At 35.4% G+C, this 22,738-nt stretch carries 21 protein-coding genes and 1 pseudogene; 7 read left to right on the plus strand and 15 right to left on the minus strand.

Translation table 11 applies throughout. The features are described from left to right. Nucleotides 1–502: 502 nt before the first annotated feature. Nucleotides 503–1,864, plus strand: coding sequence for a branched-chain amino acid transport system II carrier protein (gene brnQ / locus SPD53_RS05870; RefSeq protein WP_336251930.1), 1,362 nt, complete (start codon nt 503–505; stop codon nt 1,862–1,864). 215 nt (nt 1,865–2,079) lie between these two features. Here brnQ and SPD53_RS05875 read toward each other — a convergent pair whose 3' ends face one another. Then, nucleotides 2,080–2,730, minus strand: a complete 651-nt coding sequence (locus SPD53_RS05875; RefSeq protein WP_336251931.1) for a GntR family transcriptional regulator — start codon at nt 2,728–2,730, stop codon at nt 2,080–2,082. A 404-nt stretch (nt 2,731–3,134) separates the two neighbouring features. On the opposite strand from SPD53_RS05875, the gene aroD reads away from it, so the two are divergent. The 6 genes and pseudogenes from aroD (at nt 3,135) to SPD53_RS05905 (ending at nt 7,710) form a co-directional block, all read left to right on the plus strand. Next, nucleotides 3,135–3,935, plus strand: coding sequence for a type I 3-dehydroquinate dehydratase (gene aroD / locus SPD53_RS05880; RefSeq protein WP_336251932.1), 801 nt, complete (start codon nt 3,135–3,137; stop codon nt 3,933–3,935). Between the two features lie 84 nt (nt 3,936–4,019). Further along, entirely contained in the window at nt 4,020–5,123 is a 1,104-nt protein-coding gene (locus SPD53_RS05885) for a mechanosensitive ion channel family protein (protein ID WP_156857109.1), read from the plus strand. A 561-nt stretch (nt 5,124–5,684) separates the two neighbouring features. Next, nucleotides 5,685–5,942 (plus strand): YesK family protein, encoded by a 258-nt coding sequence (locus SPD53_RS05890; protein ID WP_336251933.1) that lies wholly within the window; start codon nt 5,685–5,687, stop codon nt 5,940–5,942. Nucleotides 5,943–6,118: 176 nt separating this feature from the next. Then, entirely contained in the window at nt 6,119–6,250 is a 132-nt protein-coding gene (locus tag SPD53_RS05895) for a hypothetical protein (protein WP_336251934.1), read from the plus strand. A 78-nt stretch (nt 6,251–6,328) separates the two neighbouring features. Further along, on the plus strand, nt 6,329–6,526 hold the full coding sequence (locus SPD53_RS05900; protein WP_336251986.1) for a hypothetical protein: 198 nt from the start codon (nt 6,329–6,331) through the stop codon (nt 6,524–6,526). A gap of 207 nt (nt 6,527–6,733) precedes the next feature. Then, a pseudogene (locus tag SPD53_RS05905) lies at nt 6,734–7,710 on the plus strand (zinc-dependent alcohol dehydrogenase family protein). A gap of 206 nt (nt 7,711–7,916) precedes the next feature. Here the strand turns inward: SPD53_RS05905 and SPD53_RS05910 are convergent. From SPD53_RS05910 to SPD53_RS05975, 14 genes are all read right to left on the minus strand, one after another. Beyond that, on the minus strand, nt 7,917–8,240 hold the full coding sequence (locus SPD53_RS05910; RefSeq protein ID WP_336251935.1) for a hypothetical protein: 324 nt from the start codon (nt 8,238–8,240) through the stop codon (nt 7,917–7,919). A gap of 298 nt (nt 8,241–8,538) precedes the next feature. After that, the gene (locus SPD53_RS05915; protein WP_442946173.1) at nt 8,539–8,745 is read right to left on the minus strand and encodes a helix-turn-helix domain-containing protein; all 207 of its coding nucleotides are present in this window, start codon (nt 8,743–8,745) and stop codon (nt 8,539–8,541) included. Nucleotides 8,746–8,766: 21 nt separating this feature from the next. Continuing rightward, the gene (locus SPD53_RS05920; RefSeq protein WP_336251936.1) at nt 8,767–9,204 is read right to left on the minus strand and encodes an RNA polymerase sigma factor; all 438 of its coding nucleotides are present in this window, start codon (nt 9,202–9,204) and stop codon (nt 8,767–8,769) included. A gap of 476 nt (nt 9,205–9,680) precedes the next feature. Further along, the gene (locus tag SPD53_RS05925; RefSeq protein ID WP_336251937.1) at nt 9,681–9,992 is read right to left on the minus strand and encodes a hypothetical protein; all 312 of its coding nucleotides are present in this window, start codon (nt 9,990–9,992) and stop codon (nt 9,681–9,683) included. Between the two features lie 464 nt (nt 9,993–10,456). Then, on the minus strand, nt 10,457–10,978 hold the full coding sequence (locus tag SPD53_RS05930; protein ID WP_336251938.1) for a TlpA family protein disulfide reductase: 522 nt from the start codon (nt 10,976–10,978) through the stop codon (nt 10,457–10,459). 1 nt (nt 10,979) lies between these two features. After that, the gene (locus tag SPD53_RS05935; RefSeq protein WP_336251939.1) at nt 10,980–13,190 is read right to left on the minus strand and encodes a peptidase domain-containing ABC transporter; all 2,211 of its coding nucleotides are present in this window, start codon (nt 13,188–13,190) and stop codon (nt 10,980–10,982) included. Nucleotides 13,191–13,211: 21 nt separating this feature from the next. Next, entirely contained in the window at nt 13,212–16,415 is a 3,204-nt protein-coding gene (locus SPD53_RS05940; RefSeq protein WP_336251940.1) for a type 2 lanthipeptide synthetase LanM family protein, read from the minus strand. Between the two features lie 71 nt (nt 16,416–16,486). Beyond that, a complete protein-coding gene (locus SPD53_RS05945; RefSeq protein WP_156858062.1) occupies nt 16,487–16,621 on the minus strand; it encodes a type A2 lanthipeptide in 135 nt (44 codons plus the stop codon). Nucleotides 16,622–16,886: 265 nt separating this feature from the next. After that, nucleotides 16,887–17,600 (minus strand): winged helix-turn-helix domain-containing protein, encoded by a 714-nt coding sequence (locus SPD53_RS05950; RefSeq protein ID WP_336251941.1) that lies wholly within the window; start codon nt 17,598–17,600, stop codon nt 16,887–16,889. 186 nt (nt 17,601–17,786) lie between these two features. After that, on the minus strand, nt 17,787–18,515 hold the full coding sequence (locus SPD53_RS05955; protein WP_336251942.1) for an ABC transporter permease: 729 nt from the start codon (nt 18,513–18,515) through the stop codon (nt 17,787–17,789). Between the two features lie 39 nt (nt 18,516–18,554). After that, nucleotides 18,555–19,283, minus strand: coding sequence for an ABC transporter permease (locus SPD53_RS05960; RefSeq protein WP_336251943.1), 729 nt, complete (start codon nt 19,281–19,283; stop codon nt 18,555–18,557). Next, nucleotides 19,283–20,194, minus strand: a complete 912-nt coding sequence (locus SPD53_RS05965; protein WP_156858066.1) for an ABC transporter ATP-binding protein — start codon at nt 20,192–20,194, stop codon at nt 19,283–19,285. Before SPD53_RS05965 ends, SPD53_RS05960 begins: the two co-directional genes overlap by 1 nt. A 261-nt stretch (nt 20,195–20,455) precedes the next feature. Next, entirely contained in the window at nt 20,456–21,862 is a 1,407-nt protein-coding gene (locus SPD53_RS05970; protein WP_156858067.1) for a sensor histidine kinase, read from the minus strand. After that, a complete protein-coding gene (locus tag SPD53_RS05975; protein WP_156858068.1) occupies nt 21,862–22,581 on the minus strand; it encodes a response regulator transcription factor in 720 nt (239 codons plus the stop codon). Before SPD53_RS05975 ends, SPD53_RS05970 begins: the two co-directional genes overlap by 1 nt. Between the last annotated feature and the right edge of the window lie 157 nt (nt 22,582–22,738).

A 22,738-nucleotide genomic window follows, 5' to 3' on the forward strand; every position in this document is an offset into this window, starting at 1 on the left:
AACTGTAAAATATCAGGTTATGTTCTGCTCTCTTTCTTTTTGGTTTCTCTTAGCGGGGTCTCGTGTGTGTGCTACAGTCGTTTATCGCACCTTTAATCACTCAAATTCTTCCACTTGATGAGCTTCGTTTGATAATAGAGATTCTCTAATCGGCCAAACAACTACAATTCCACATGCTTCGATCGGTAATAAGGCCTCTAATTCGACGAACGTCTCTACTTCCGCTTCCCTCAGGCTTTAACTAGTCCTCCCATAACTTCCATATCGCCTTTCTAGGTTCGCAGACAAGATAACCCCCAGACATCCTCGCTTGTCCAGATTTTCCTTTTAGCGGAAAAAGTCGAAAAATTTGTAGATTAGCTATTGTTTTTTGTATTAAAAGATAGTATAGTAGATTCCAGCCGATATATTGCATATAGCTCGAATTCTATTGAATTGTTTGATAATTCTATCAAAAGGGCTAACTAAAGAATTAACTAAAGAACATCTAGGAGGAAGAAAGATGAGAGATAAAATATCAGTATCCGCATATGTCGCAATAGGTTTTATGTTATTTGCATTATTCTTTGGAGCAGGGAACTTAATTTTCCCAGCACAGCTAGGACAGTATGCAGGAGAGAATTTATGGCCAGCCATTATCGGATTTCTGATTACCGGAGTTGGTTTACCGCTCTTAGGGGTCGTGGCAATTGCCTTTTCAGGAAGTGCCAACTTGCAAGAACTATCGAGCAGGGTACACCCAGTTTATGGAGTATTTTTTACAGCACTACTTTATTTAACGATTGGGCCATTCTTTGCAGCGCCGAGAACAGGTACAGTTGCTTATGAAGTGGGAATTATGCCGTTCGTTCCGAATGGTTCCGAACAAACTGGACTTCTTATTTTTACATTAATTTTCTTTGCAATTACTTTAATATTCTCGCTTTACCCAGCGAAAATAGTAGATAACGTTGGTAAAATTCTAGCTCCAGCTCTAGTTCTATTGCTGGCAATACTATTAATTGTAGCAATCTTTAATCCAATGGGCGCAATTGGCGAGGCTCAGGAAGGATATATTGAGGGAGCATTTGTTACAGGATTTTTGGAAGGTTATAATACAATGGATGCCCTTGCGTCACTAGTATTTGCTATTATTGTAATTAATGCGATTAAAGCATTGGGCATTAAAGATAAAGGCCAGATATTATCTGCAGCTACAAAATCTGGATTCATTGCGATCACGCTACTTGGAGCCATTTATATCGGAATTGCAATCTTAGGTGCGGGTTCGGTTGGCTCATTAGGCTTATTTGACAATGGAGGACCGGTATTAAGTGGTGCGGCGTCCCATTACTTTGGAAATGTCGGTTCCTTGTTACTCGCAGTCATGATTATTCTTGCTTGTTTAACGACGGCAATTGGCTTAGTGACTGCAAATGCGGAGTATTTCAATACTTTATTCCCGAAAATCAGTTATAAAGTTTTAGTTGTCTTTTTCTCAACGATTACCTTCATTGTTGCGAACTTTGGCTTAACGAATATCATATCCTTTTCGGTTCCGGTGTTGATGTTCTTATACCCATTAGCGATTGTATTGATCATTTTAACATTCTTATCACCACTATTTAATCACGCCCGTATTGTATACGTGGCAACAATCGGAGTAACTTTCTTAATCAGTATTTTCGATGGTTTAAAAACTTTTACAGATACACTTGAAATTGCTGATTTCGCATTTATGGTACCAGTACTCGATTTCTATGAGTCCTTTTTACCGCTTTATAATCAAGGACTCGGCTGGTTAGCTCCGGCACTAATTGTTATCCTCGTTACAGGAATTATTGCAAAGTTTACAGGCAGCCCTGCAGCGACAGAGACAAATTAATAACTTGATAAAGTGAAACTTCATTCAGGAGGGTTCCTTACCTCACCACTGAATGTTAGTTGAACAGAATCAGGGATTTACGGACTGTATATCCCCCACCTACTCATGCTGGGCTTCCCTTATGTTTAGAGATGGGGGTATTACAGACCGTTAATGCGTGATAAAAATAAACAAACCCCCGTATGAAACACTTATACGGGGGTTCAGTTTTTTTATTAATCTATTAGAATATCCAATGTCCTCAGCCAATTTTTCTCCATTATATCTGCAGCCTCTTCCGGTTTTTTCCTCTTAAGGTAATGGATAATGTTCCGGTGGTCGGCAATTGAAGCTTCGGTAAGAACGATCCCATTATGGAAGAAATGTCTTCTTACATGCGCCTGCAAGGAGCGGACAAGCTGCTTGATATATGTATTGTCAGCTGCATCGACAATTACTTGGTGGAACAATTCATCAATTTTGAGTGCAGAATAATAGTTCTCCGTCTCGATCGCCGCTTGGAAACGTTGATTAATGTCTTCCAGTTCCGTAATTATATTCTCTTCAATCTCTTCACTTACAAGCTTTGTTGCGAGAACCTGTAAAGATGCAAGTGGGGGAAGCAGCTCATGAATGGATTCCCGATGAATTTCAGTAACTTGGGTAGCTTTACCGGGAAACATCTTGACAAACCCTTCCGTTTCGAGAATTTGCAAGGCTTCTCTAATTGGCGTCCGGCTGACACCGAGGGCTTGTGCGAGCTCTGTATCATTTATTTTCTCCCCGGGCAGGAGGGTACCATCAATAATCCATTGTTGTATTTGATTGTAAGCATGGTCTTTCGCAGTTAAACGAACCGATATGGAATGATTATCAGGTATCGGCATCCTTTTACCCCCTCGTATACATTCTAGTACTAGTATATAGGAATGAACGAAGAAAAGAAATATACAATATATCGCTCCGGGAGGGATCCTATCAGTTAGAGCAGAAACCGCAACAAATGAGGAAAATTATTTTTTTATAATAAAGGATAGATATACTTTTGAGAAAAGGACAGGTAAATGTTTGACAAACTTTTTCTTACTCATCATGGAGGAATGGTTCAACTTCTGAAAATCAGGCATGTTTTTTGAGAGTTAGGGAATATAAGGAGAGAATGATTTTTTCATAGAGGTGTTTCCACTGGTTGGTAATTTTATGAATCTCCTCACTTATTTTTTTGTAACTATTTTAAAACAAATTACACCAATGTCCCAAACATTTGTCACTTCAGTCAGGATAAATTAGAATGATAGTAATAAACAAAAAAAGGGACTGGTGGCAGATGGGTCAGGGATATAAACTTGGTGATCTTACATTAGATGAAGGGATGCCGAAAGTTTGTGCGCCTTTAACGGGAACAACTTTAAAAGAATTACTGGATGAATGTGGGTTAGTGCGGAATTCGGAAGCAGATCTTGCTGAGTGGCGGGTCGATTTCTTTGAATATGCGCTAGATACGGAAAAGGTGCTTGAGGCATTAGCTAAACTAAGACAAGAACTCAGGTGTATGCCACTTATCTTTAGCTTTCGGACAGCAGAAGAGGGCGGAGAAAAGAATATCTCTGTCAGGCAATACATTGAACTGAATAAACAAGTAGCCCAGTCGGGAGCTGTCCAGCTAATTGATATTGAATTATTCCGTGGGGAAGATACCGTTAAAGAACTTGTTGCCATTGCGAAGGAGCAACAAGTTCTAACGATTATTTCAAATCACGATTTCTCACAGACACCTGAAACATCGGAAATTATGAGCCGGGTAGAAAAAATGCTTGATCTTGGTGGAGATATACCGAAAGTCGCTGTCATGCCGGTCAAAGAGGAAGACGTCCTCACTGTCCTCCAGGCGAACCTGCAATTGAAAAAATCGTATCCAAACCGAAAGATGATTATGATTGCAATGGGGAGTCTAGGCATCGTGACCCGAATGAGCGGAGAGATTTTCGGATCTGTGCTTACTTTTGCGGCGATAAAACACGCTTCCGCACCTGGTCAGGTGACTGCAAATGAGATGAAAAAGGTTCTACAAATCGTTCATAATGCCCACTAGTTAACGGTTTACAAATAGAAAAATCAACTGTAAAATGACGTACATCATCAAAGAATTGCAGCCAGATAAGTTGGAGGTTTGACAATGTTCACTTTGGAAAATTGGGAATTTCTCATATCTTATACACACTTGAAAGCTCTCGGAATCGCAGTAGGAGTCTTTCTCTTATTCTTGCTGTTCCGCAAATTATTTACGAAATATGTTTTCCGCATCATCATGCGCTTGATCAATAAAACGAAAGTTAATTTTCTATCGAATGTTTTCCAATCCTTTCAAAAGCCGGTCGAATGGTTATTTACACTTGTAGGGCTTTACGTAGCTTTACGCATATATCCTTATTTTAACCATGGTCAGGATTGGTTTATTAGTCTCATGAAAGTAGCGCTTATCGTGCTAATGACTTGGGGATTGTTGAATTTGTCGTCTTCCTCGTCGAATATATTTTATAAAATTAATCAGCGAACAAATGTAAGGATAGATGATATTCTTATCCCATTGTTGTCGCGAACTTTACAAGTCATCATTATTGGGGTAAGTGGAACGATTATTCTAAAAGAGTTCGGGTACAGTATCGAGGGGTTCATTGCCGGACTTGGCCTCGGGGGACTTGCGATTTCACTTGCGGCGAAGGATGCCCTTGCGAATATTCTTGGCGGGATTGTCATCATCTCGGAAAAACCATTCACACTTGGCGACTGGATTTTAACGCCATCGGTTGAGGGAACAGTAGAAGATATTAGCTTTAGAAGCACGAAGATCCGTACGTTTGAGGACGCTCTTGTTATCGTCCCAAATAATACACTTGCGAACGAGAACATTACGAACTGGAGTAAAATGGGTAAACGTCGGATTAACTTTTCCATTCGCCTTGTTTACGATACACCGAAGGAAAAAATCAAAAGCGTCTTGGAAAAAATTAATACACTGCTCAGGGAGCATGATGAAGTCCATCCGGAAACGATTATGGTCTATTTTGAACAGTATCAGGAAGACGGTATAGAAATTTTTCTTTACTTCTTTACGAAGACGACAGTTTGGGCGGAGCACTTAGCGGTTCGTGAAGATATTAACTTTAAAATACTAGACATTCTTGAAGAAGAAGGTATTGAAATTGCTGTGCCGACCAGACGGCTGATGGTTGAGTCGGAGGAAGAAAAGTCTCAAGGAAGGGACCGGGCAACCGAATAATCTCCAACCAAAGACGGAGAAACCCTACAACGATTGTAGGGTTTTTTCCAGTTTAAAAATCACCCTCCGAGCCGATTTCAACGAATGATTTCTCCTTTATGATGGAGTTAACAAGAAAACGAAAGGGGAAATCACACATGCAGTTAATTGATCGTTCTTTATACCGTTGCATCGTAGAAGACCGGATTAACGATAACAGGAAAAGTGCTAAAGAATTAAATTGGAGAATCTTGAAAAAGAGCAGAAAGTTTTTTCGTTAGTTTCCTAAGCGCTCCAGATTAAATAGTGACACAAACTAATAATTAAGATTGTTTCTTTTTATCCAAAAACCGGGTATAATAAATATAGAGAGTAATAAAATAATCAAACCGTCTGGTGCTCGAACACCAAACGGTTTAGTGCAATAGCCCTTCAAGGGGCGACTCACTAATTAAGGTTAAAAAATAACCTCCTAAAATTAGCATATCAGGCTGCTAGGGTGGTTATTTTTTATTTGAAAATGACAGAATTGCTATGATTAAAAGGTCAATAGTTTGATATCCTTTGAAAGGAGTCTGACAAATGTGGAGTCTGGTTGCTTTAACACTATTATTTATTAGCGCAGCAATTCTTCTTTCATTCATTCCAAAGGGATTAGGGAAAAAAATACTTATTCCGATAGCGTTCGTATTCGTTAGCATTATTTTATTTTTCACCAGTTTCCTTATTGGGAGATGGGAAGGGATGGGACTAGGAGCAGTAAGTGTTTCGTTATTTGTCGCATCGATTATTGCTCTTCCGGCTATTGTGTTATTAAACAAAAGGAAAGCGAGTAGCTGATCATACGCTTTTAACGTAAGATTAATTAACAGAAATATTTGTAAAGGTTAAAATATAAGATAAGTCCTCTTTCCCCCGGATTTATCACGTATTAACGGACTGTAATATCTCCACTTCTAAACATGAGCGATGCTCAACATGTGAAGGTGGGGATATACAGTCCGTAAATTCCTTTTATGATGGGGGTATTAGCAGATTTATTTGGGATTAGAATGGTATTTGTATTTTCTGGAATATTGCTATTGATTGTAAGCATGATGGTTTATCGGAGTAGGAAATTACTTGTTAGAAATGGGATGGAGCGATAAAATAAATGGCAAGGTCATTCGTTCATGACCTTGCCTATTCATTTGGGCCAAAGATTAATCGAATAAAAGGAGGCAGTCCTGTTGGAAACCTTACTAGAACAGTTACATCAACTCTCCATCTTATTGCTATTATTGAGTTCATTTTTTTACTATAGACACTTAAAGAAAATCAAAAGGGAAAGGAAGCTGACCCCTTTTGAATTCACGATGTATATTACAACTCAGCTTGCATATCTTCTTTGGGGATTTACAATGCTTATCTACCTCATGAAATAAGTGGGACGGAACAGAGACGTCACACGGTTTTTGGCACGCGGAAATAGTTTAGCAGATTAGTCCCAGTTTAAACAACATTAGCCTATGATTTTTAATAAAGTGAAACTTCATTCAGTGGGGGTATTACAGACCGTTAATGCGTGATAAATCTGTAAGACTCGAATCATTCATTATTAAAAAATTTAATTGCCAGCAAGGAGGCATGCAATGAATGCAACATGTGTTAAATTCTATGAATTTGGCAGTCCCAAGGATGTGTTAAGTGTTGAGGATAAGATAGTTAAGCCACCAAAAGAGAATGAAGTTCTTGTTCGAATGTTAGCACGTCCTATTAATCCTTCCGATCTTATTCCAATTAGAGGGGCTTACTCCCATCGTATATCCTTACCAACTATTCCCGGTTATGAAGGTGTAGGTGTGGTGGAAGAAGTAGGTTTAAACGTGTCCAACCAACTTATCGGAAGACGTGTCTTAGCCTTGCGCGGGGAGGGGACGTGGCAAGCGTATGTGAAGACCTCAACGGATTTTGCAGTTCCGATACCAGAGTTCATTGATGATTTTACAGCAGCGCAGATGTACATCAATCCGATTACAGCATGGGTGATTTGTACAGAGGTGTTGAAATTACAGCCCAATGATACTTTATTGGTTAATGCGTGCGGGTCTTCCATTGGTCGGATATTTGCTCAATTAGCGAAGGTGCTAGGATTTAAATTAGTTGCAGTTACACGAAATGATAAATTTACGGAAGATTTACTTGATTTAGGTGCCTCTTATGTTATAAACACTTCAAGCGCTTCTCTAACTGAAACCGTTATGGAGTTAACAAATGGAAGGGGTGCGGTTGCCGCTATCGATTCGGTTGGAGGCCCTTCTGGTAACGAGTTGGCCTTTTGTGTACGTCCGAATGGTAAATTCTTAACAATCGGCCTTTTATCAGGGATGCAAGTGAACTGGATGGAAATTGTAAATAAAGCAAAAGTGAAAGTTAATCTATTTCACTTGCGGAATTGGAATAAAATGAATGGCGGGGAGCCTTTGATCATGTGATCAGATTATTAGGTGAGCAGAAATTGCAGCTGATGGTTGCAGATTCTACATATGATTTATTAGATATTAAATCGGCTATACATGCTGTTGAGGCTAAAAAGGTTCAAGGGAAGGTGTTTTTAACAAGCAATTGAGTCAAGACCAGGTTTACGCCTGTTTATTTTCAGAAAATCTCAGATGTCAATTTGAATAAGATGAAGCAAAAGAGAAAAAGACGCATGTTCCGCAATTGCGGGAAAAACGTGTAACATGCGTCTTTCTACTTCAATCACACTCTCATTCTTCCTCTCTAATCAGGCAATACCACATTGAGACCCTGCTAGAAATCTATAATTAATTTCTACCCGTTGCTTTCGTTCTTTTTTAATTCAGTAACTGTCTCGTACTTGCGAATAGGCTCCATAAATTTGTTGGTACTTGGTGTTTTCTTTTCTTCGGTATTTACTTTAGATTGCAATTCCTTATATCTCTGAGTTACTTCCTTTTGTTCCGATTCATAGGTCAACGACATCTTGGAAAAGCGTTCATCTGTAACTTTTCCTAATGCATTTTGCTCAAAGAGTTTCATAATGATATGATCAATTTCTTCGATACGCTTTTCCAACGTTACCAGCTTTTGCTTGAATTGATGGATTTTTTTATTTCCACTTGTTTCACTTAACATACGCATTTCTTCCAGCCCTACTCATAGCTTGCGACGCTTTGAACGCTCGAACCATGACGGTAGGGGAGTATCATTATCATACTGATGGGTTATCGCCAGCAATCCACCACGATTGTATTAGACTCATAGATTATCGCTCACTTCTAACGAAGGTCATGGCGTATGAATCAAGTGGCTCACCACCAGTAGAACGTATCTGATTTTTTTCGTTTTATACTGCACGGTGTTATCTTCCGTGTTTTCTTTGTCAAAGAACAAACATATGATTATTGAAAGGAAAAACCTAGCCATTATTTAGTTAAATTTTGAAAGCCAAAACAGCTTGCATAAGCTTTGAACGTAAGCGATCACGTGTATCTTCGTCGATGCCCCAATAAGTATTTCCTTGCTCATCACGAAGCTTACGCATGGATAAACTTGTCATATAGCTTTTATAATGTAGAACAACTACTTTCATTGCTTCTAGCTCACCCTTATTTGCAGCTGATACGGCAACAAGCCACACTCGTTGTTTTCAACATTAGAATTAATCATCCCATTCATCTGCATGTTCCTCCAAAAACTGTTTTAACCGTTCAAAAGAGCTTGTCCGTCTATACTGAACGGTACTGCGTGGAATATTGAGTAGTTGACCAATTTCCACATCAGACAGTTGCAAAAAATAGTATAGTAGAACAGTGATACGCTTTTCTTTTGGCAAAGTACGCATTGCTTCAGCAAGTAATTTCGGAGTGATTTTCTTTCCAGCCACTTGAAAACTTTGTCCTTCTTCTCCTTCATATTGCTTATCTAAGGTATAAAGTTGATTTTCTTCTTGTGGTGTGAGATCAGAAAATGTCAGCTCCTTTGCCTGTTGCTGTCGTCTTTCGTTGTAAATGTTGATTGCTTCATACCTCAATACTTGTTTACCAAAAGCGTTAAATGCACAGCGTATTTGCCATTCGGTACGATTTGGTTCTATCATGCATTTCCTCTCCCTTCGCAACTGCAAAGGTGGGCGATGATTTCCCCTTTCATAACCTTCAACAAGATTTTTTATGAAATGCCAAAAATAAGAGCTTTTTTAAAAAAAATCGCCCCAAGCCAGAAAAAACCCAACCGAACATAAGTCAGCTGAGCAATAATATTTTTTTCATATTTTTAAATATACTTGTAAATAAATCACAACTAAAGCTAGAACTTCTGGTGTTAAGAGACTTGCTTTTATCTTTTGCTAGTAAGCTATGAAAATAACTACCTTAAAGTTTTATAGGTGGTTATTTTTGTATATAGCCTTTAAAAGTTAGACACTTTTTTAACTATGGTATATAGACCCATTAATACTTATGTTTGAACCATCAAATTTAACTCCAACTCACGTGTGGTATGTTTTGTGATGCTTGCTTTAAGATTGTCTGGACAATAATTTGTGAAGTGTCACCAAAATACTTATGTTTATGGTTATGTGCGGTAATCCATGAATGCAATTCCATATATAAAGTTGCCTCTGCTTAGATAATTGACTGCATAGGAGTGTCGCGACGAAAACATTGCTTTTACTTTCTTACCAATATCTCTATCAATGATGAAGGAGGTGAATCTTGTCCAATCAACTTCAACAATTTCACCTGGTTTTCTACGAATACGTAAAGTGGCTTTGTAGTTATTTGCAGCTTTATTGTAATGACACAAAAAGCTGCGATACGAGTAAGGGTTCTGTAATTCGCCGCGACACACAGCTTCATATTCATTATGAAGGAGGGAAGGTTTCAAATTAGGCTTCGATAACTCTTCATGAATATAATAAAAGTTTCAAGGTTATCACCCCGAACCCTTGAAATTCCACTCTAGAAAAGGAAACTCTTCAATCCATTGATCCGTCCATTTCTTCGTCTTTAAAGGTCAAACTAATCCTTTCTATTCTCCCAAACGAATAACCTCTGTTACTTTTTGATGAGAGTTAGAAGTACTTGCAGTAATGAATCTAAGACTGATTCCCTCATTATGTAATTCAAATATCTTTTGATAATGGATCATTAAAAAATAAAAAATACTTCCAATATAAAAAAATGTCACACCCACGGGTGTGCTCATTAGGTATACAAAGATATTAAGTGGTAAGTACATGGCATTTACGGGTATATTTTTTGTCATTCGATGGTAAAAACTATAACTTAGTTGGTACATTTTAGGGACGTGTAATCAAGCAATTCATTATTAAGTTTTGATGGTTTTTATTATGCACTTTTCTCAACTTCTTTTAATAATTCATTAAAATCTTCTTCGTTAAACCCATTTAGCCGTTTTATTATAGTTCCGTTTTCGTCTACCACATAAAAGACTGGAAATACTTTCATTTTTAAGTCAGACTGTATTTTTTTATCAGCAATTATGATGGGAAAATTAAAATTATGATTTTTCTTTACTTGCTCATATTCCTTCTTATCTCCTTTTCCAACCATAACAAAAGGAGTTTTTTCCTCTTTAAGTTTCTTTAATGTAGGATAGGCACTTTTGCATACCTCACAATCGCTTTTTGAGACCATAATAATAAATCTATTATCACGGAGTTCCTTTGTATTATATTCCTTGCCTTCAACTTCTTCTCCGGAAATGTAAGGCAGCTTGTCACCTTTATCAAATCCACCCATATCCACAAATATTTCGGCAACGCCTTTCGGATTATTTATTACATATATGAGAATAATTGGAATCAAGGCTATAAATATAAGAAATGTCCACTTGAATAAGCGTTTCATATTATATCCCAGCTTTCATTATTTTTTGTTCTTCCTTTTCTTTAATTACCTTTGTTGCATATAAATCTGCATAGTACATTTCTAAATTCATTAATTCCTCATGAGTTCCTTGCTCAACTATCTGGCCATCGTGTATAACAATAATGCTATCTGCATTTTTTATAGTACTCATTCTATGTGCAATAACAATGCGGGTACAATCTAGATTTGATAAGCATTGATCAACTTTTTGTTCTGTTAGGGTGTCAAGTGCACTTGTTGCTTCATCAAGTAACAATACTGAAGGGTTTTGACAGATTGCTCTTGCTAATGCAATTCGTTGCCTTTGTCCCCCAGATATATTTGACCCCATTTCAGAAATTATAGTTTCATATTTCATAGGCATACTTATAATTGTATCGTGTATTCCTGCAATTTTAGAGGCATTAATAACCTGATCATAACTTGTATTAGGGTTATACATTGCTATATTATCAAAAACTGAACGATTAAATAAAAATGTATCTTGCGTAACTACACCCAGTTGTTTTCTTAAATCAGATTTGTTAATTGCAGATAAATCATGCCCATCATATAAAATTTCACCTTCATTAGGATCATAAAGTCCAATTAGCAAATGAGCTAGTGTACTTTTACCTGAACCTGAAACACCGACTAAAGCCACTTTCTGCCCCTTAGAAATCTTCAAAGAAACATTGTTAACTACTTTTTTTCCGGATAAATGGTATTTAAAACTAACATTTCTTAGCTCTATTTCCCCTTCTAGCTTTTTGAGCTTTATTGTATTTTTTTCACCTTGCTCAGTAGGCGACTCTATAATATCTAAAACCCTATTTAAATAAACTCCGACAATTATTATTTGATTAAAAGTTGTCACAAGCGAGGTTAATGGTCCAAAAAAAGAGCTAGCTATTGTAAAAAAAGCAAACATTGCCCCCAATGTCATTTGATTCGAAATGACTTGATGTGTACCAATCCATAATAGAATTAATGGGGCTGCAAATTTTAAAATATTAGTAATTGATTCAGTATTCGCAGATAACATGCCTCTCCGACGTGCTGCTGTAATTTGCTTTTTAAAAAGATTGGACCAATCGTTATATGTTACGTCCTCTGCACCTGTTGATTTTACAACTGAAATCCCATGTATCGCTTCTGTTAAGTAACTAGAAGCCGCAGTTTGCCTAAGTAATTCCTCTTGTGAATATCGTTTCATTAGTAAGTTAGATAAACTAACGATTATCACCTGAACAAAGCCAATTAATAAGACCCAGCTTGTCATGATCAACGATTGTTGTAACATGTAAATAACAAAGACAATAATAAAACCGCCATCCAATATGGCATTGACCAGACGGGAAGAAAGAACTTCCCTTATAATCATGTTACTATTAGCCCTTAAAATTAAGTCGCCACTAGTACGTAGTTGGAAAAACTTGTATGGTAAACGAAGTAAGTGATGAAAAAAAACACTCATTAATTGCCAATCCAATGCATTTTGAAGTTTGACCAAGTATCTAGATCTTAAAAAGGTAAAAATAGTTTGAAATGCGAGTAGAAAGAGCATACCTACTGCAACTATTTTCATCGGCTCCATATTTTCAGGCATTAAAATTTGATCCGTAATATATTGAGTTAACATTGGTGTTAATAAAGCCAATATTTGTAGCCACAATGCCCATACTAGAATTGTAGAGACTAGCCATTTTTCTTTTAGCATCATCTTTAGAAGCTTTGCCCAAACAGATTTAGCCTTAATCTTAGTTAACTTTTTCGTTGGCTTTAGTAATAATGCCATACCGGAATAGCCGTTTTCTAATTCATTTTTATCAATGACCCTTCTACCAATCGCTGGATCAAGAATGCAAACTTTGTTCTTCTTAACCCTTTCTAATACCACAAAGTGGTTGTTCGCCCAATATAAAATAGCTGGCTGTGATATTTCTTTGAGCCTATCTATTGAAACCTTCTGACCCTCACTTTCCATACCTAATGAACGAGCTATATTTCTTAAAGTAAGAAGGTTGGTACCATCACGTCCACCTCCCCCTATTTCACGTAGCTTAGAAAGTGAGATGTTATGTTTATAATAAGATAAGATCATTGCCAGACAACAAATACCGCATTCCGATTGCTCCATTTGTTCAATAAAGGGAACTCGAAAACGACTGACATGTTCCCTATCTCTATTTCTTCTATTTGTTGTTATCATAATTAATTATCCTATCTAAAATTATTTTACAGGAGGGGCAAGTAAGACAACAGGTGGCACTTTATCAGGATTAGCTAGGCGAAGAAGCCCGTATCCAATTCCTGATAGACCAAGCATTAAACTTGGAGTTTCTTCTTCTTGCGGAATTCCACAAAACCAACCATCCTGTTTCGCATCTAATAATGATTTTGTTCCAAATTCATAGGCCTTTCCTTTTAAATATTCGTCATTTAACCTCATACCAGACGAAAGTAAAACTTCTAAATTACCAAAATCACCGTGACATAAACAATGGCTTCCACCAAATCCCGTTTTTAAAGTAGTATCAATTCCTACTTTGATTTCAATATCAATTTTAGGATCACTATAATATTTTTGTATCATTAGACGACCAAGTGTAATACCCGCCGCGCCATGACACCATTGAACTGGTATGCCTAAACCCAATTCCTCTCTCTTCTCCAGAAAACGAGTATCGGTCCAGTTTCCTTCTTCCTCATTAAATAAGGTTCTTTCAAATTCGATAGTCTGTAAGGCTTTTTCAAGGTATCTGTCATCCTTTGTGACATGAGTTAGTTCAATTAAAGCCCATGCTATTCCAGCTGATCCGTGTGAAAGTCCAGCTATTGGTTCATGACCAGCGCCGATATTAAAGGACCAACCACATCCAATTTCAAGCGGTTGGGCATTTTTTAGTAAGTGTCGGCCACATTTTTCTGCTATATCCAACGCCTTTTTCTCACCCGTTAATGAATATAAACGTAAACAAACTAGTATAGTACCCGCACTCCCACTTAATAGGTCATATAATACATCTTTTTCAATCAAAGGCTCAACTTTATCTAATAGATAAATAGCCTCATCTAGAAGTTCATCTTCTTCCCATATGTTAGAAAGGTGCATTAATCCATATATAGCTGAAGAATAGCCATGGAAGGCAGATAATGATTTTATAGTATCATCGGCATTTAAAAATTCCCTTGCTGAATTTAGGGAAGCACGCGCTATTTTTTCAAATTTTTCTATACCAGTCTCCTTGGATAAATAAGCATAAAATATTGTAACTCCCATTAGACCATCATATAAACTTGAATCTAGGGGAGTAAATAGCCACTGGTCATGTTCATCCGCACCTAACCCTATCCATGTTACTGTTTTGCCATCAGCACCCCAAATGGCTTTTTTCTCCAAACGTTCTCCTATGTCAATAGCTGCAGTTATAAATTCATCGCGAGTTGCTAACGTATTTACTTGCTTTTGCATTGGGTCACGATATGCAAGTTTAGCATCCCATTTTTTAATCATAGTGGCCATTGATGTCTTAATCATTTGTATCTGTTCTTGACAATCTTTCTGATTTAACCGTTCTAACAGTATAAAAGTCGCAGATAAGCTATCCTGCTCGTAGAAATTTTTTATTTTTTTCCCTCTGTTATCCCAAATATGGCAAGAGGATACAGTTGTTATAAATGAAGGAATGTCCCCTTGAAGTAGATCTCCATTCTCGGAAGGAACAACTTTAGAGATTTTAGGTACTTGTTTTACAAACCTCCACATAAAATCAAATAATTGCACACGTAACAATCCATGTTTTAAATTTTTCGGATGCATTCCGGCTTCTAGCATTGTGCCGTATGTTTGTGTATCTCGTATAATAGCTCGAACAGAATCATTTTTAAACTTTGCAATAGGACCACTTTCAGATTTTAATTCCTGCTTATTAGATAGAAATAGTTGATACGTATTATAAAATCCTTCTGTTATTTCTTGAATATATTCTTCTGAGTTTATTGTTTTACCGTTAATACTCGGTCGATTATTACCTTCTTCTAAATAAAATTGTTTCTTTTCCATTCTCATCTCATCGGTTCTTACATTTACAAAGCCATACGTAGATTTAGGAATTGCTTGCCCCTTATATCCACCTAATCCGCTCACTTCAATCCCCTTTAACACACCATTTTTAAATAATGAAACTGGAAGTAAACCAGTTCTTAAAACAGAGTTCATTAGTTTATTAGATGCTAACTGAGATGCATTCTTTTTTGTAAAGGCTGGAATACGATTTTGAAATAATGATTCAAGGTCAATAAAAAAAGGGTGTTCACCTGAGGCAATTATATTCTCCGAGTGAAAATCAGTAGCATTTAATAAATACGATATTGCTAGAAATCCACCTTGCCGCTGATAAAATCTACTAACCTGTTCCAATTCCATACATTCTTTAGTTTCAATGAATTCCTGCCATCCATACGTGGTACGATCAATAACCTTCATTATTTTAAACTTTGGTTTAGCTCCCTTATCATTCATCCAGGATAAAAACTCTTGAAAATGTTGATCAATTGCTAAAGAGCGCGGTTTATATATTAACTTTTTTCCGGAAAGAAATGAAAGGATTAAAACACTTCGACCATTATTATGCATATCCCCAACATTGCCCTCAATTGAAATTAATTCGTTATAATCACTACCGAATTTTTCTTGGATATCAATATAGTCAACTAAATAGTTTTCTATTGCTTCCAACCTAGAATTAATAATATTTTTCATGGAAGTAATCATTAAACGACCTAATACTGGGTATTTTTCAAGCAAGGACACAATGTCCTCTGATTTTGTAATGTGGGAGGAAATAAAATTATCAAATCTTTCTTCTTTGGTAGAACCAACTAATTTTCGTTGTACTCTTTTGGTATTTAATTCTAAAATTAAAGTTTGACATGATAAGGATAATAAACTTTGATAAATGGGTTTTAATATACTCGATAATACCCTCTTAGAGATAGGGTACTGATTAAAGTTATCTTTTAAAATATAGAGTCGATTTAATATGTCTTTTTTACTCCATATAAGAAAGGGTAAAGTTATGTTAAAAAAAGGTGCTTTCTCCCTCTCTTCGGGATTAATATCATCATCTGTTAAAACAATATCCTCTTTATTATTAAAAACTGAATTTAAAATTTTAAACCACGCTGGCTCTTCTTCCCCCATAAATCTAGGACTAGGGTTGGATAGAATAGATACGAAATCAGAATAACTAAGACCATCTTCGTTTAGACGATACTTAAGTATTTCTAAAGGTTGAAGACCAGTTCTTTCGACCCATGCCGCAGCTTTTTCTTGCCCTTCCTTGCTAGTTTGCGTTAAGTCAATTTGTTGCTCATTTAAAAACGTTGCTTTCTCCCATATATTCTTTTTAATAATATTATTCTCAGTTACCAACAATATGAGCTCCTTTACTTAATATTTAGAAACCAATCGGCAAGAAAAATTCTCCCACCGATTGGTTTCTATTAACAACAGTTAAACCAGCGAGTACCTGGACAATCTAGAGTAAAAGTACAAACCCAGCCACATCCGACACCACCTGACAATTCTGCTAATTCTTCGTCTGATACATTACTGATTACATTTTCCAAATTTTCCATTATAATTTCCCTCCTCTCCCCGATTTTTATGGGTATTTTTACATCCCATATACATAAAATACATTGAATACTTAAAAAGTTCTCTAGGTAATCCTTTAGATTGTGTCTAAAATTTTCTTAATGTATAATTAATATATTAAGAATCCCCACTTAACCTTGTGATTCTTGAGTAAAAATTAAATTTTCACAAACGAAATACCAATTAATAATTCAGATATTCTGTTTGCAAATGTATATATTCCAAAAGATTGTAATGTATTTATTCCTATTTGTTTTGTTGAGAAAACAAATAGGAGCTGGATTCATTAATAAAATTTACATTATCCATATTAATGGTGTAACCTTTACCCTTGTCTGTGAGTAGAATATTAGGACTTTTGGGATCGCTTTCAATCTTTTTCCTTAAATTTGCTATATGGACGTACAAACTTGAGATACTATAGAGATCAACCCAATTCATTAACTTGTCAGCACTCAGTGTACTTCCCAAATTATATACCAGTATATATAGCAACTTATATTCCGTGATTGATAAGTCTATATTTTCATTACCCTTAACAATACATTGTTTTGCAAGATTGAAAATTACATCAGGAGACAATCGAATGGTATCTCCAATCAAATTTCTTTGGCCATCTTCAATCTTATTCAAATGTAAGCTTTTAAAAAATTGAACCAAAGGTTCTCCTAAAATCAAGGTAGTTTTTTGTCTTAAAAGTATCCTGTCTGGATTTTCCTTATCAGTACTTAATATTAAAACGGGAACAGACGTTAATCTCAAAAGTTCCATCCAATACATTAATTCTCTTAACGTAGGATTAGGTAAGTCTAATAAGATGGCTAAAGGTTCATTTGTTTTAATACTCTTTTTTAACTTTTCGTAATTTGAATAAATTTTAATATTGATGCCATTGTGGTTAAGAATACTTTCAAATAGTAACGAACAGTAGCTATTATTTGTCAATATGAATACTGTCATTTCAATCTCCCCCAAAATAAATATTTTGTTTATATAGGGCTTAGTACTTATAAATGAATTTAAATATGGCCAATAAATCTTAACTTTTGGAAAAAAGGAACATATTAGTAACCATTGATAAAAATTGCCTAGTAATAAATATACTATTAATCACTACATACAGAATCAATGATCACCAATACCGTTTTACTGAATATCTCTTTTTTTGAAATCAGAAATACTAACTACAGTAAAAATAATGAATAGAATACTTGAGATCACCATAATTGATAAAGAAGAAAATGTATCAAACCCCTCACCTTTTGGTAACATACTAAGGGCTGGATACGACCAAATATATAATTTTGCATACTGTGAATTAGTTACTATTACTCCTATAATAGCCGTAATTGCACTTATTCCCATAGGTATGCCTATTCCAGAGAAACGTATACTTAACCATAATTGAATTGATATGATTGGCCATGATGCGACCCAACCAACTAAAGTATTTCCAAATATTAAAGTGTAAGGCACAGAACCTTGAACACCTATTATTTCCCCGCTAAGATATATACCAAAAGAAAGGAATAATATTGATATCCCAGTTAGGAGCATTAAATTAGTTAGCTTAGCCAGATATATTGTACTGCGGTGGAAAGGGAGCGCTAATAAATACTTCCAGGAATTTTCTGCATGCTCTGTACGACTTATCAAGATACTAAGAACCCCTATTGACATTGGATAAAGCAAAATGCCAAACCAAATTACTATTTGTACATATAGCTTCAACCAAGCTGCATCGTCTCCCTTTGTAAGCATATCTTGGAATCTAATAAAATTCGAAGATCCATTTAAAATCATAGCTAAGGGAGCTATAATTATGATTAACCAAATAAATGAACGCTTTAATTTAAAAATCTCAACATTTACCATACGAAAATAGGCTTGCATTTTTTTATTTTCTCCTTTCCATTATATATCTCTTCTTGAAAATTCACGGATACCTATGAGAGTGCATAACAATCCAACAATAATAGACAACCCACTATAGAAATAAGGTTCATAAGGGGTACCTATCGGTGCTGTCATAAAAGGGTAAGCCCACGGAAACCAAAAAGTAATGCTTGATTGAGCTACAAAAAGGGATACAACTATACACAGAATCCCAACCCCTATTGGTATAGATAAATTGTGGAATCGCGTACTCAGCCACATTTGTATCGATGTTAACGCTATTACTCCCAATAATGGGAAAATAAATAGCCACCAAATCTCCTGCAATGGAACCAATTCGTTAAATCCTAGCACTAAACCACTAATTATCATTCCACAAATTAAAATAACGGAAGCAATAGTTAATAAGAAAAGTGTCATTAATAACTTTCCAGTATAAATTTGCCAACGCTTTATTGGTAATGCAATTATATATTTCCAAACATTAGTTGAATGCTCTTGACCGCAAATAATTGCTGCAATAATCGCTGCAAGAATTGGTAATACTAATGCCCCCCAAAAAGATCCTACTTCTTGAATAAAGACCCACCAAGGTGAAGAACCTGATGGTATTAAGATGTCGTATCTTAATTTAAAATTCAAAAATTGTAACATTACAACGAATAACGGCGCACCCCAAACTATATACATGATTCCACTTCTTTTTAATTTTTGCCATTCTATTTGCATTATTCTCAGATAACTCATTATAATGTCTCCTTTGAACCAGTTAACTCCAAGAAAATATCTTCTAATGAACGAGGCTGTAGGCACAGTTGAGATACATCATAACCTGAATTTACAATTATTTTATTAATAAATGCTGCGTTTTCCTCATGACCTATAATTTCAATATTATTTTCCACAATACTCCCAAATATATTTTCTTTATTCAATATATCAAGGACTTTTTTCGGTTCATTTGTTTGTAATTTTAATAAAGGTTGACTTCTTGCTTGTAGTTCTTCAATTGTCCCCTGAAATAACAATTTACCATTACCAATAATCCCTACATGAGTCGCAATTAGTTCAATTTCGCTAAGATTGTGACTGGATATTAATACTGTTATCCCATATTCACTTGGTAATTTATTTATTAATTCACGAATCTCATGAATACCAGAAGGATCTAAACCATTAGTAGGCTCATCTAATATAAGTAGATCAGGGTTATTAAGGAGAGCAAGAGCGATTCCTAGGCGTTGTTTCATACCTAATGAATAATTTTTCACGAGTCGATCTGCCACATCTTTTAATCGCACAATTTTTAGAACACGGTCAATCTCTGTTTTTTTTATGCCCAATAACTTACGCGTTACCTCTAAATTCTCAAAACCCGTTAGATTACGATAATATGAAGGTGACTCTACAAGTGATCCAACTCTTTTAAGTATTTCTATTTTTTCCTCTTTGATATTCTTTCCAAAAACATGAACGTCTCCTTGTGTTGGTCTCATTAATCCCAACAGCATTCTGATTGTAGTTGTCTTACCTGCCCCATTAGGTCCCAGAAAGCCATATACTGAACCTTCCTCTACATGAAGATTTAAATTTTGGACTGGTTTAATTCCTTTAAATTGTTTTGTTAAGTTGTTCGTTTTGAGGATGACATTCCCCATTTACTACACTTCCTCTCGATACCTATTTAAAGACCATGTTAGCAGATCAAGCTTAAATCATATTTCAGTTTTCCTTAACTTAACCTTAAATTTATTAGCCAATTTCCATAGCCAAAATTACGAATGTGAAAATAAAAAAGCTAACATGGAATACCGTCTTTCATGTATCCCTGTTAGCTCAATGTGATTTAACTTTTCCTGTCTTAAGCAGAACTAGCTGAAACACTGCTATTTTTTGATTTTTTATATACCATCTATGTATCATAAGTTGGTTTTATTGGTAAAGATAATGGATATACAAGTTCCCTTATTAAGAGAGCTTTCTACAGATATTGTACCTTCATGAGAAGTAATAATCTGTTTAGCAATCGCCATTCCAAGCCCCGTCCCTGCATTATCACGATTCGTATTAGTGCCACGATAATAACGTTCAAATAGATTATCTAAATCCTCCGCGGGGATGCCTTTACCATTATCTTTAATAGTGATTTTGGTATCATGAAATGTCTGATTGACAGAAACCCATATTTCCGTTGTATTAGAATTATGTGTTAGAGCATTAAAAATGAGATTATTAAATGCTCTTGTTAACCACTTTGCATCTCCATAAAAGGGTATATTTTCGGTGTTAACATCAAAATGTATCTCCCGTTCTCTATACTGAGGGGTATTTAAAATTGCAATAATAATTGTTCTCAGAAGTTCTACAAGATTAATGTTTTTTTTATTCAATGGGAGCATATTATTTTTAAGCTGATATGTAAGTTTAAGATCTTCTATAAGAGATTCAATATACAATGATTTATTCATTATTATATTTGCATATTCTGCAACTTCCTTAGTGTTTGATATGTTTTTTTCATCTGAAAGCACTTCTCCATATCCTTTAATGGAGGATAATGGTGTTTTTAAATCATGTGACAAATTGGCGATCCATTCTTCTTGCATATTTTCCAAGCGTCTACGTTCCCTTTGATTATAATGCAACGTACTAGCCAATGTATTAAGGCCATAATACACATTTTTGTAAAGCCCTTTAGCTTTATAATTTATATGATAATGACCTTTTGCTAGTTTTGTGATGCCATTAATAATATCCAATACTGGACGACTTAACTTTTTTCCGAATAAATATCCTATAATAATAACTGTCAATAAAATAATCACTAGCGGGGTAATAAGATCTCTGTATCCTAAGCTTTTCGGACTAAAAAGGACAGTATATTTCGATACTCTATTTTCTGGAAAACCAATTACATAACTCCATTCCTTATTATCCACATTTTTACGGCTAACAAAGATTGTATTCCCATTATTAGAATACTTGTAATTAAAGATCAATTCACTTGGTGTGTAATGGTCATTAACCTCATCGGGTTTTCCCCAATTAGCTATTTCTGTACCATTCTTATCGAGGATTTGTAACCAGGCATTAAATTCTTTTAATTTTTCTTCTCCTTCTTTTTTTACCGTCGGCATACCATTGTCATTCATGATAAATTTCTCGAATTCCAAGGTAAATTGTTCTGGAAAACGACTTCTTTCAGTTTCAGGTACATTTACCCCAGCTATAATTGAAAACCAAATAGTAAATACAAAAATACATAATAAAAGTAATGATAGGATTAAAAGTGACCCAACATAAAGTCCAGTTATTTTCCATCTCATTATCTATTCTCCTGTGTAACCAATTTATATCCTAGTCCTCTAACGGTACGTATAAATATAGGCTTAGACGGATTATCTTCTATTTTTTCACGAAGATGTCTAATATGAACCATAACTGTATTTTCATTAGACAAATAATCTTCTTTCCAGATTGCTTCATAAAGTTGATTTTTGCTCAAAATTCGATTGGGATTTTTACAAAAGAATAATAGTAATTGGAATTCTTTAGCTGTTAAAATGACATGATTTCTATTTTTATAAACTTCACCTGTCTCTTCGTTAATACTTAAATTCCCAATTGAATAAGATGTTTGCTTGTCTAAATCTATTTGATGCCTCCGAAAATAAGCCTTAATCCGATAGGCTACTTCTTTGGGGCTAAAGGGTTTGGTAATGTAATCATCACCACCTATACCTAAACCAAGAATTTTATCGGTTTCTTCATTTTTGGCTGATAAAAACAAAATGGGGGATGTAGAATATTTTCTTATTTCTTGGCAAACTGAAAAACCATCAATATCCGGCAACATAATATCAAGTACTATCAGATCTGGTTTTTCCCTCTTACATATTTCTATACTTTCTATTCCGTTTTCTGCCTTTATAATGTTCTTAAAACCTTCTTTACGCAAAACTGTTTCAAGTAGGTTAACAATATCTTCCTCATCATCGACTAATAAAATTTTCTTGTTGGAAACTATATTCATATCAAAAACCATCGTGATAACTCCCTTCTTAGATTAATACAATTTGCTTATTTTCCAACAACTCCATTGTTGTAGAACTTTCAATAAATACCTTTTTGATGTAAAAGGCTTAAAACACTTTAGAAATTTGCCAAATGAAATTCTTTCCATGGCGAAATGTAATCTATTA

It is taken from the genome of Oceanobacillus sp. MO10714A (genome assembly GCF_037072045.1).
In the GTDB taxonomy this organism is placed as follows: Bacteria; Bacillota; Bacilli; order Bacillales; family Amphibacillaceae; genus Oceanobacillus; species Oceanobacillus indicireducens.

Coding starts and splice junctions, on each gene's coding strand:
- SPD53_RS05920 (WP_336251936.1), bottom strand. CDS start 9,204: ATGATAGAACCAAATCGTACCGAATGGCAAATACGCTGTGCATTTAAC.
- SPD53_RS05970 (WP_156858067.1), bottom strand. CDS start 21,862: ATGAGATGGAAAATAACTGGACTTTATGTTGGGTCACTTTTAATCCTA.
- SPD53_RS05955 (WP_336251942.1), bottom strand. CDS start 18,515: ATGGTAAATGTTGAGATTTTTAAATTAAAGCGTTCATTTATTTGGTTA.
- aroD (WP_336251932.1), top strand. CDS start 3,135: ATGATAGTAATAAACAAAAAAAGGGACTGGTGGCAGATGGGTCAGGGA.
- brnQ (WP_336251930.1), top strand. CDS start 503: ATGAGAGATAAAATATCAGTATCCGCATATGTCGCAATAGGTTTTATG.
- SPD53_RS05890 (WP_336251933.1), top strand. CDS start 5,685: ATGTGGAGTCTGGTTGCTTTAACACTATTATTTATTAGCGCAGCAATT.
- SPD53_RS05975 (WP_156858068.1), bottom strand. CDS start 22,581: ATGGTTTTTGATATGAATATAGTTTCCAACAAGAAAATTTTATTAGTC.
- SPD53_RS05895 (WP_336251934.1), top strand. CDS start 6,119: ATGATGGGGGTATTAGCAGATTTATTTGGGATTAGAATGGTATTTGTA.
- SPD53_RS05875 (WP_336251931.1), bottom strand. CDS start 2,730: ATGCCGATACCTGATAATCATTCCATATCGGTTCGTTTAACTGCGAAA.
- SPD53_RS05935 (WP_336251939.1), bottom strand. CDS start 13,190: ATGATAACAACAAATAGAAGAAATAGAGATAGGGAACATGTCAGTCGT.
- SPD53_RS05950 (WP_336251941.1), bottom strand. CDS start 17,600: ATGACAGTATTCATATTGACAAATAATAGCTACTGTTCGTTACTATTT.
- SPD53_RS05930 (WP_336251938.1), bottom strand. CDS start 10,978: ATGAAACGCTTATTCAAGTGGACATTTCTTATATTTATAGCCTTGATT.
- SPD53_RS05945 (WP_156858062.1), bottom strand. CDS start 16,621: ATGGAAAATTTGGAAAATGTAATCAGTAATGTATCAGACGAAGAATTA.
- SPD53_RS05965 (WP_156858066.1), bottom strand. CDS start 20,194: ATGGGGAATGTCATCCTCAAAACGAACAACTTAACAAAACAATTTAAA.
- SPD53_RS05910 (WP_336251935.1), bottom strand. CDS start 8,240: ATGTTAAGTGAAACAAGTGGAAATAAAAAAATCCATCAATTCAAGCAA.
- SPD53_RS05885 (WP_156857109.1), top strand. CDS start 4,020: ATGTTCACTTTGGAAAATTGGGAATTTCTCATATCTTATACACACTTG.
- SPD53_RS05960 (WP_336251943.1), bottom strand. CDS start 19,283: ATGAGTTATCTGAGAATAATGCAAATAGAATGGCAAAAATTAAAAAGA.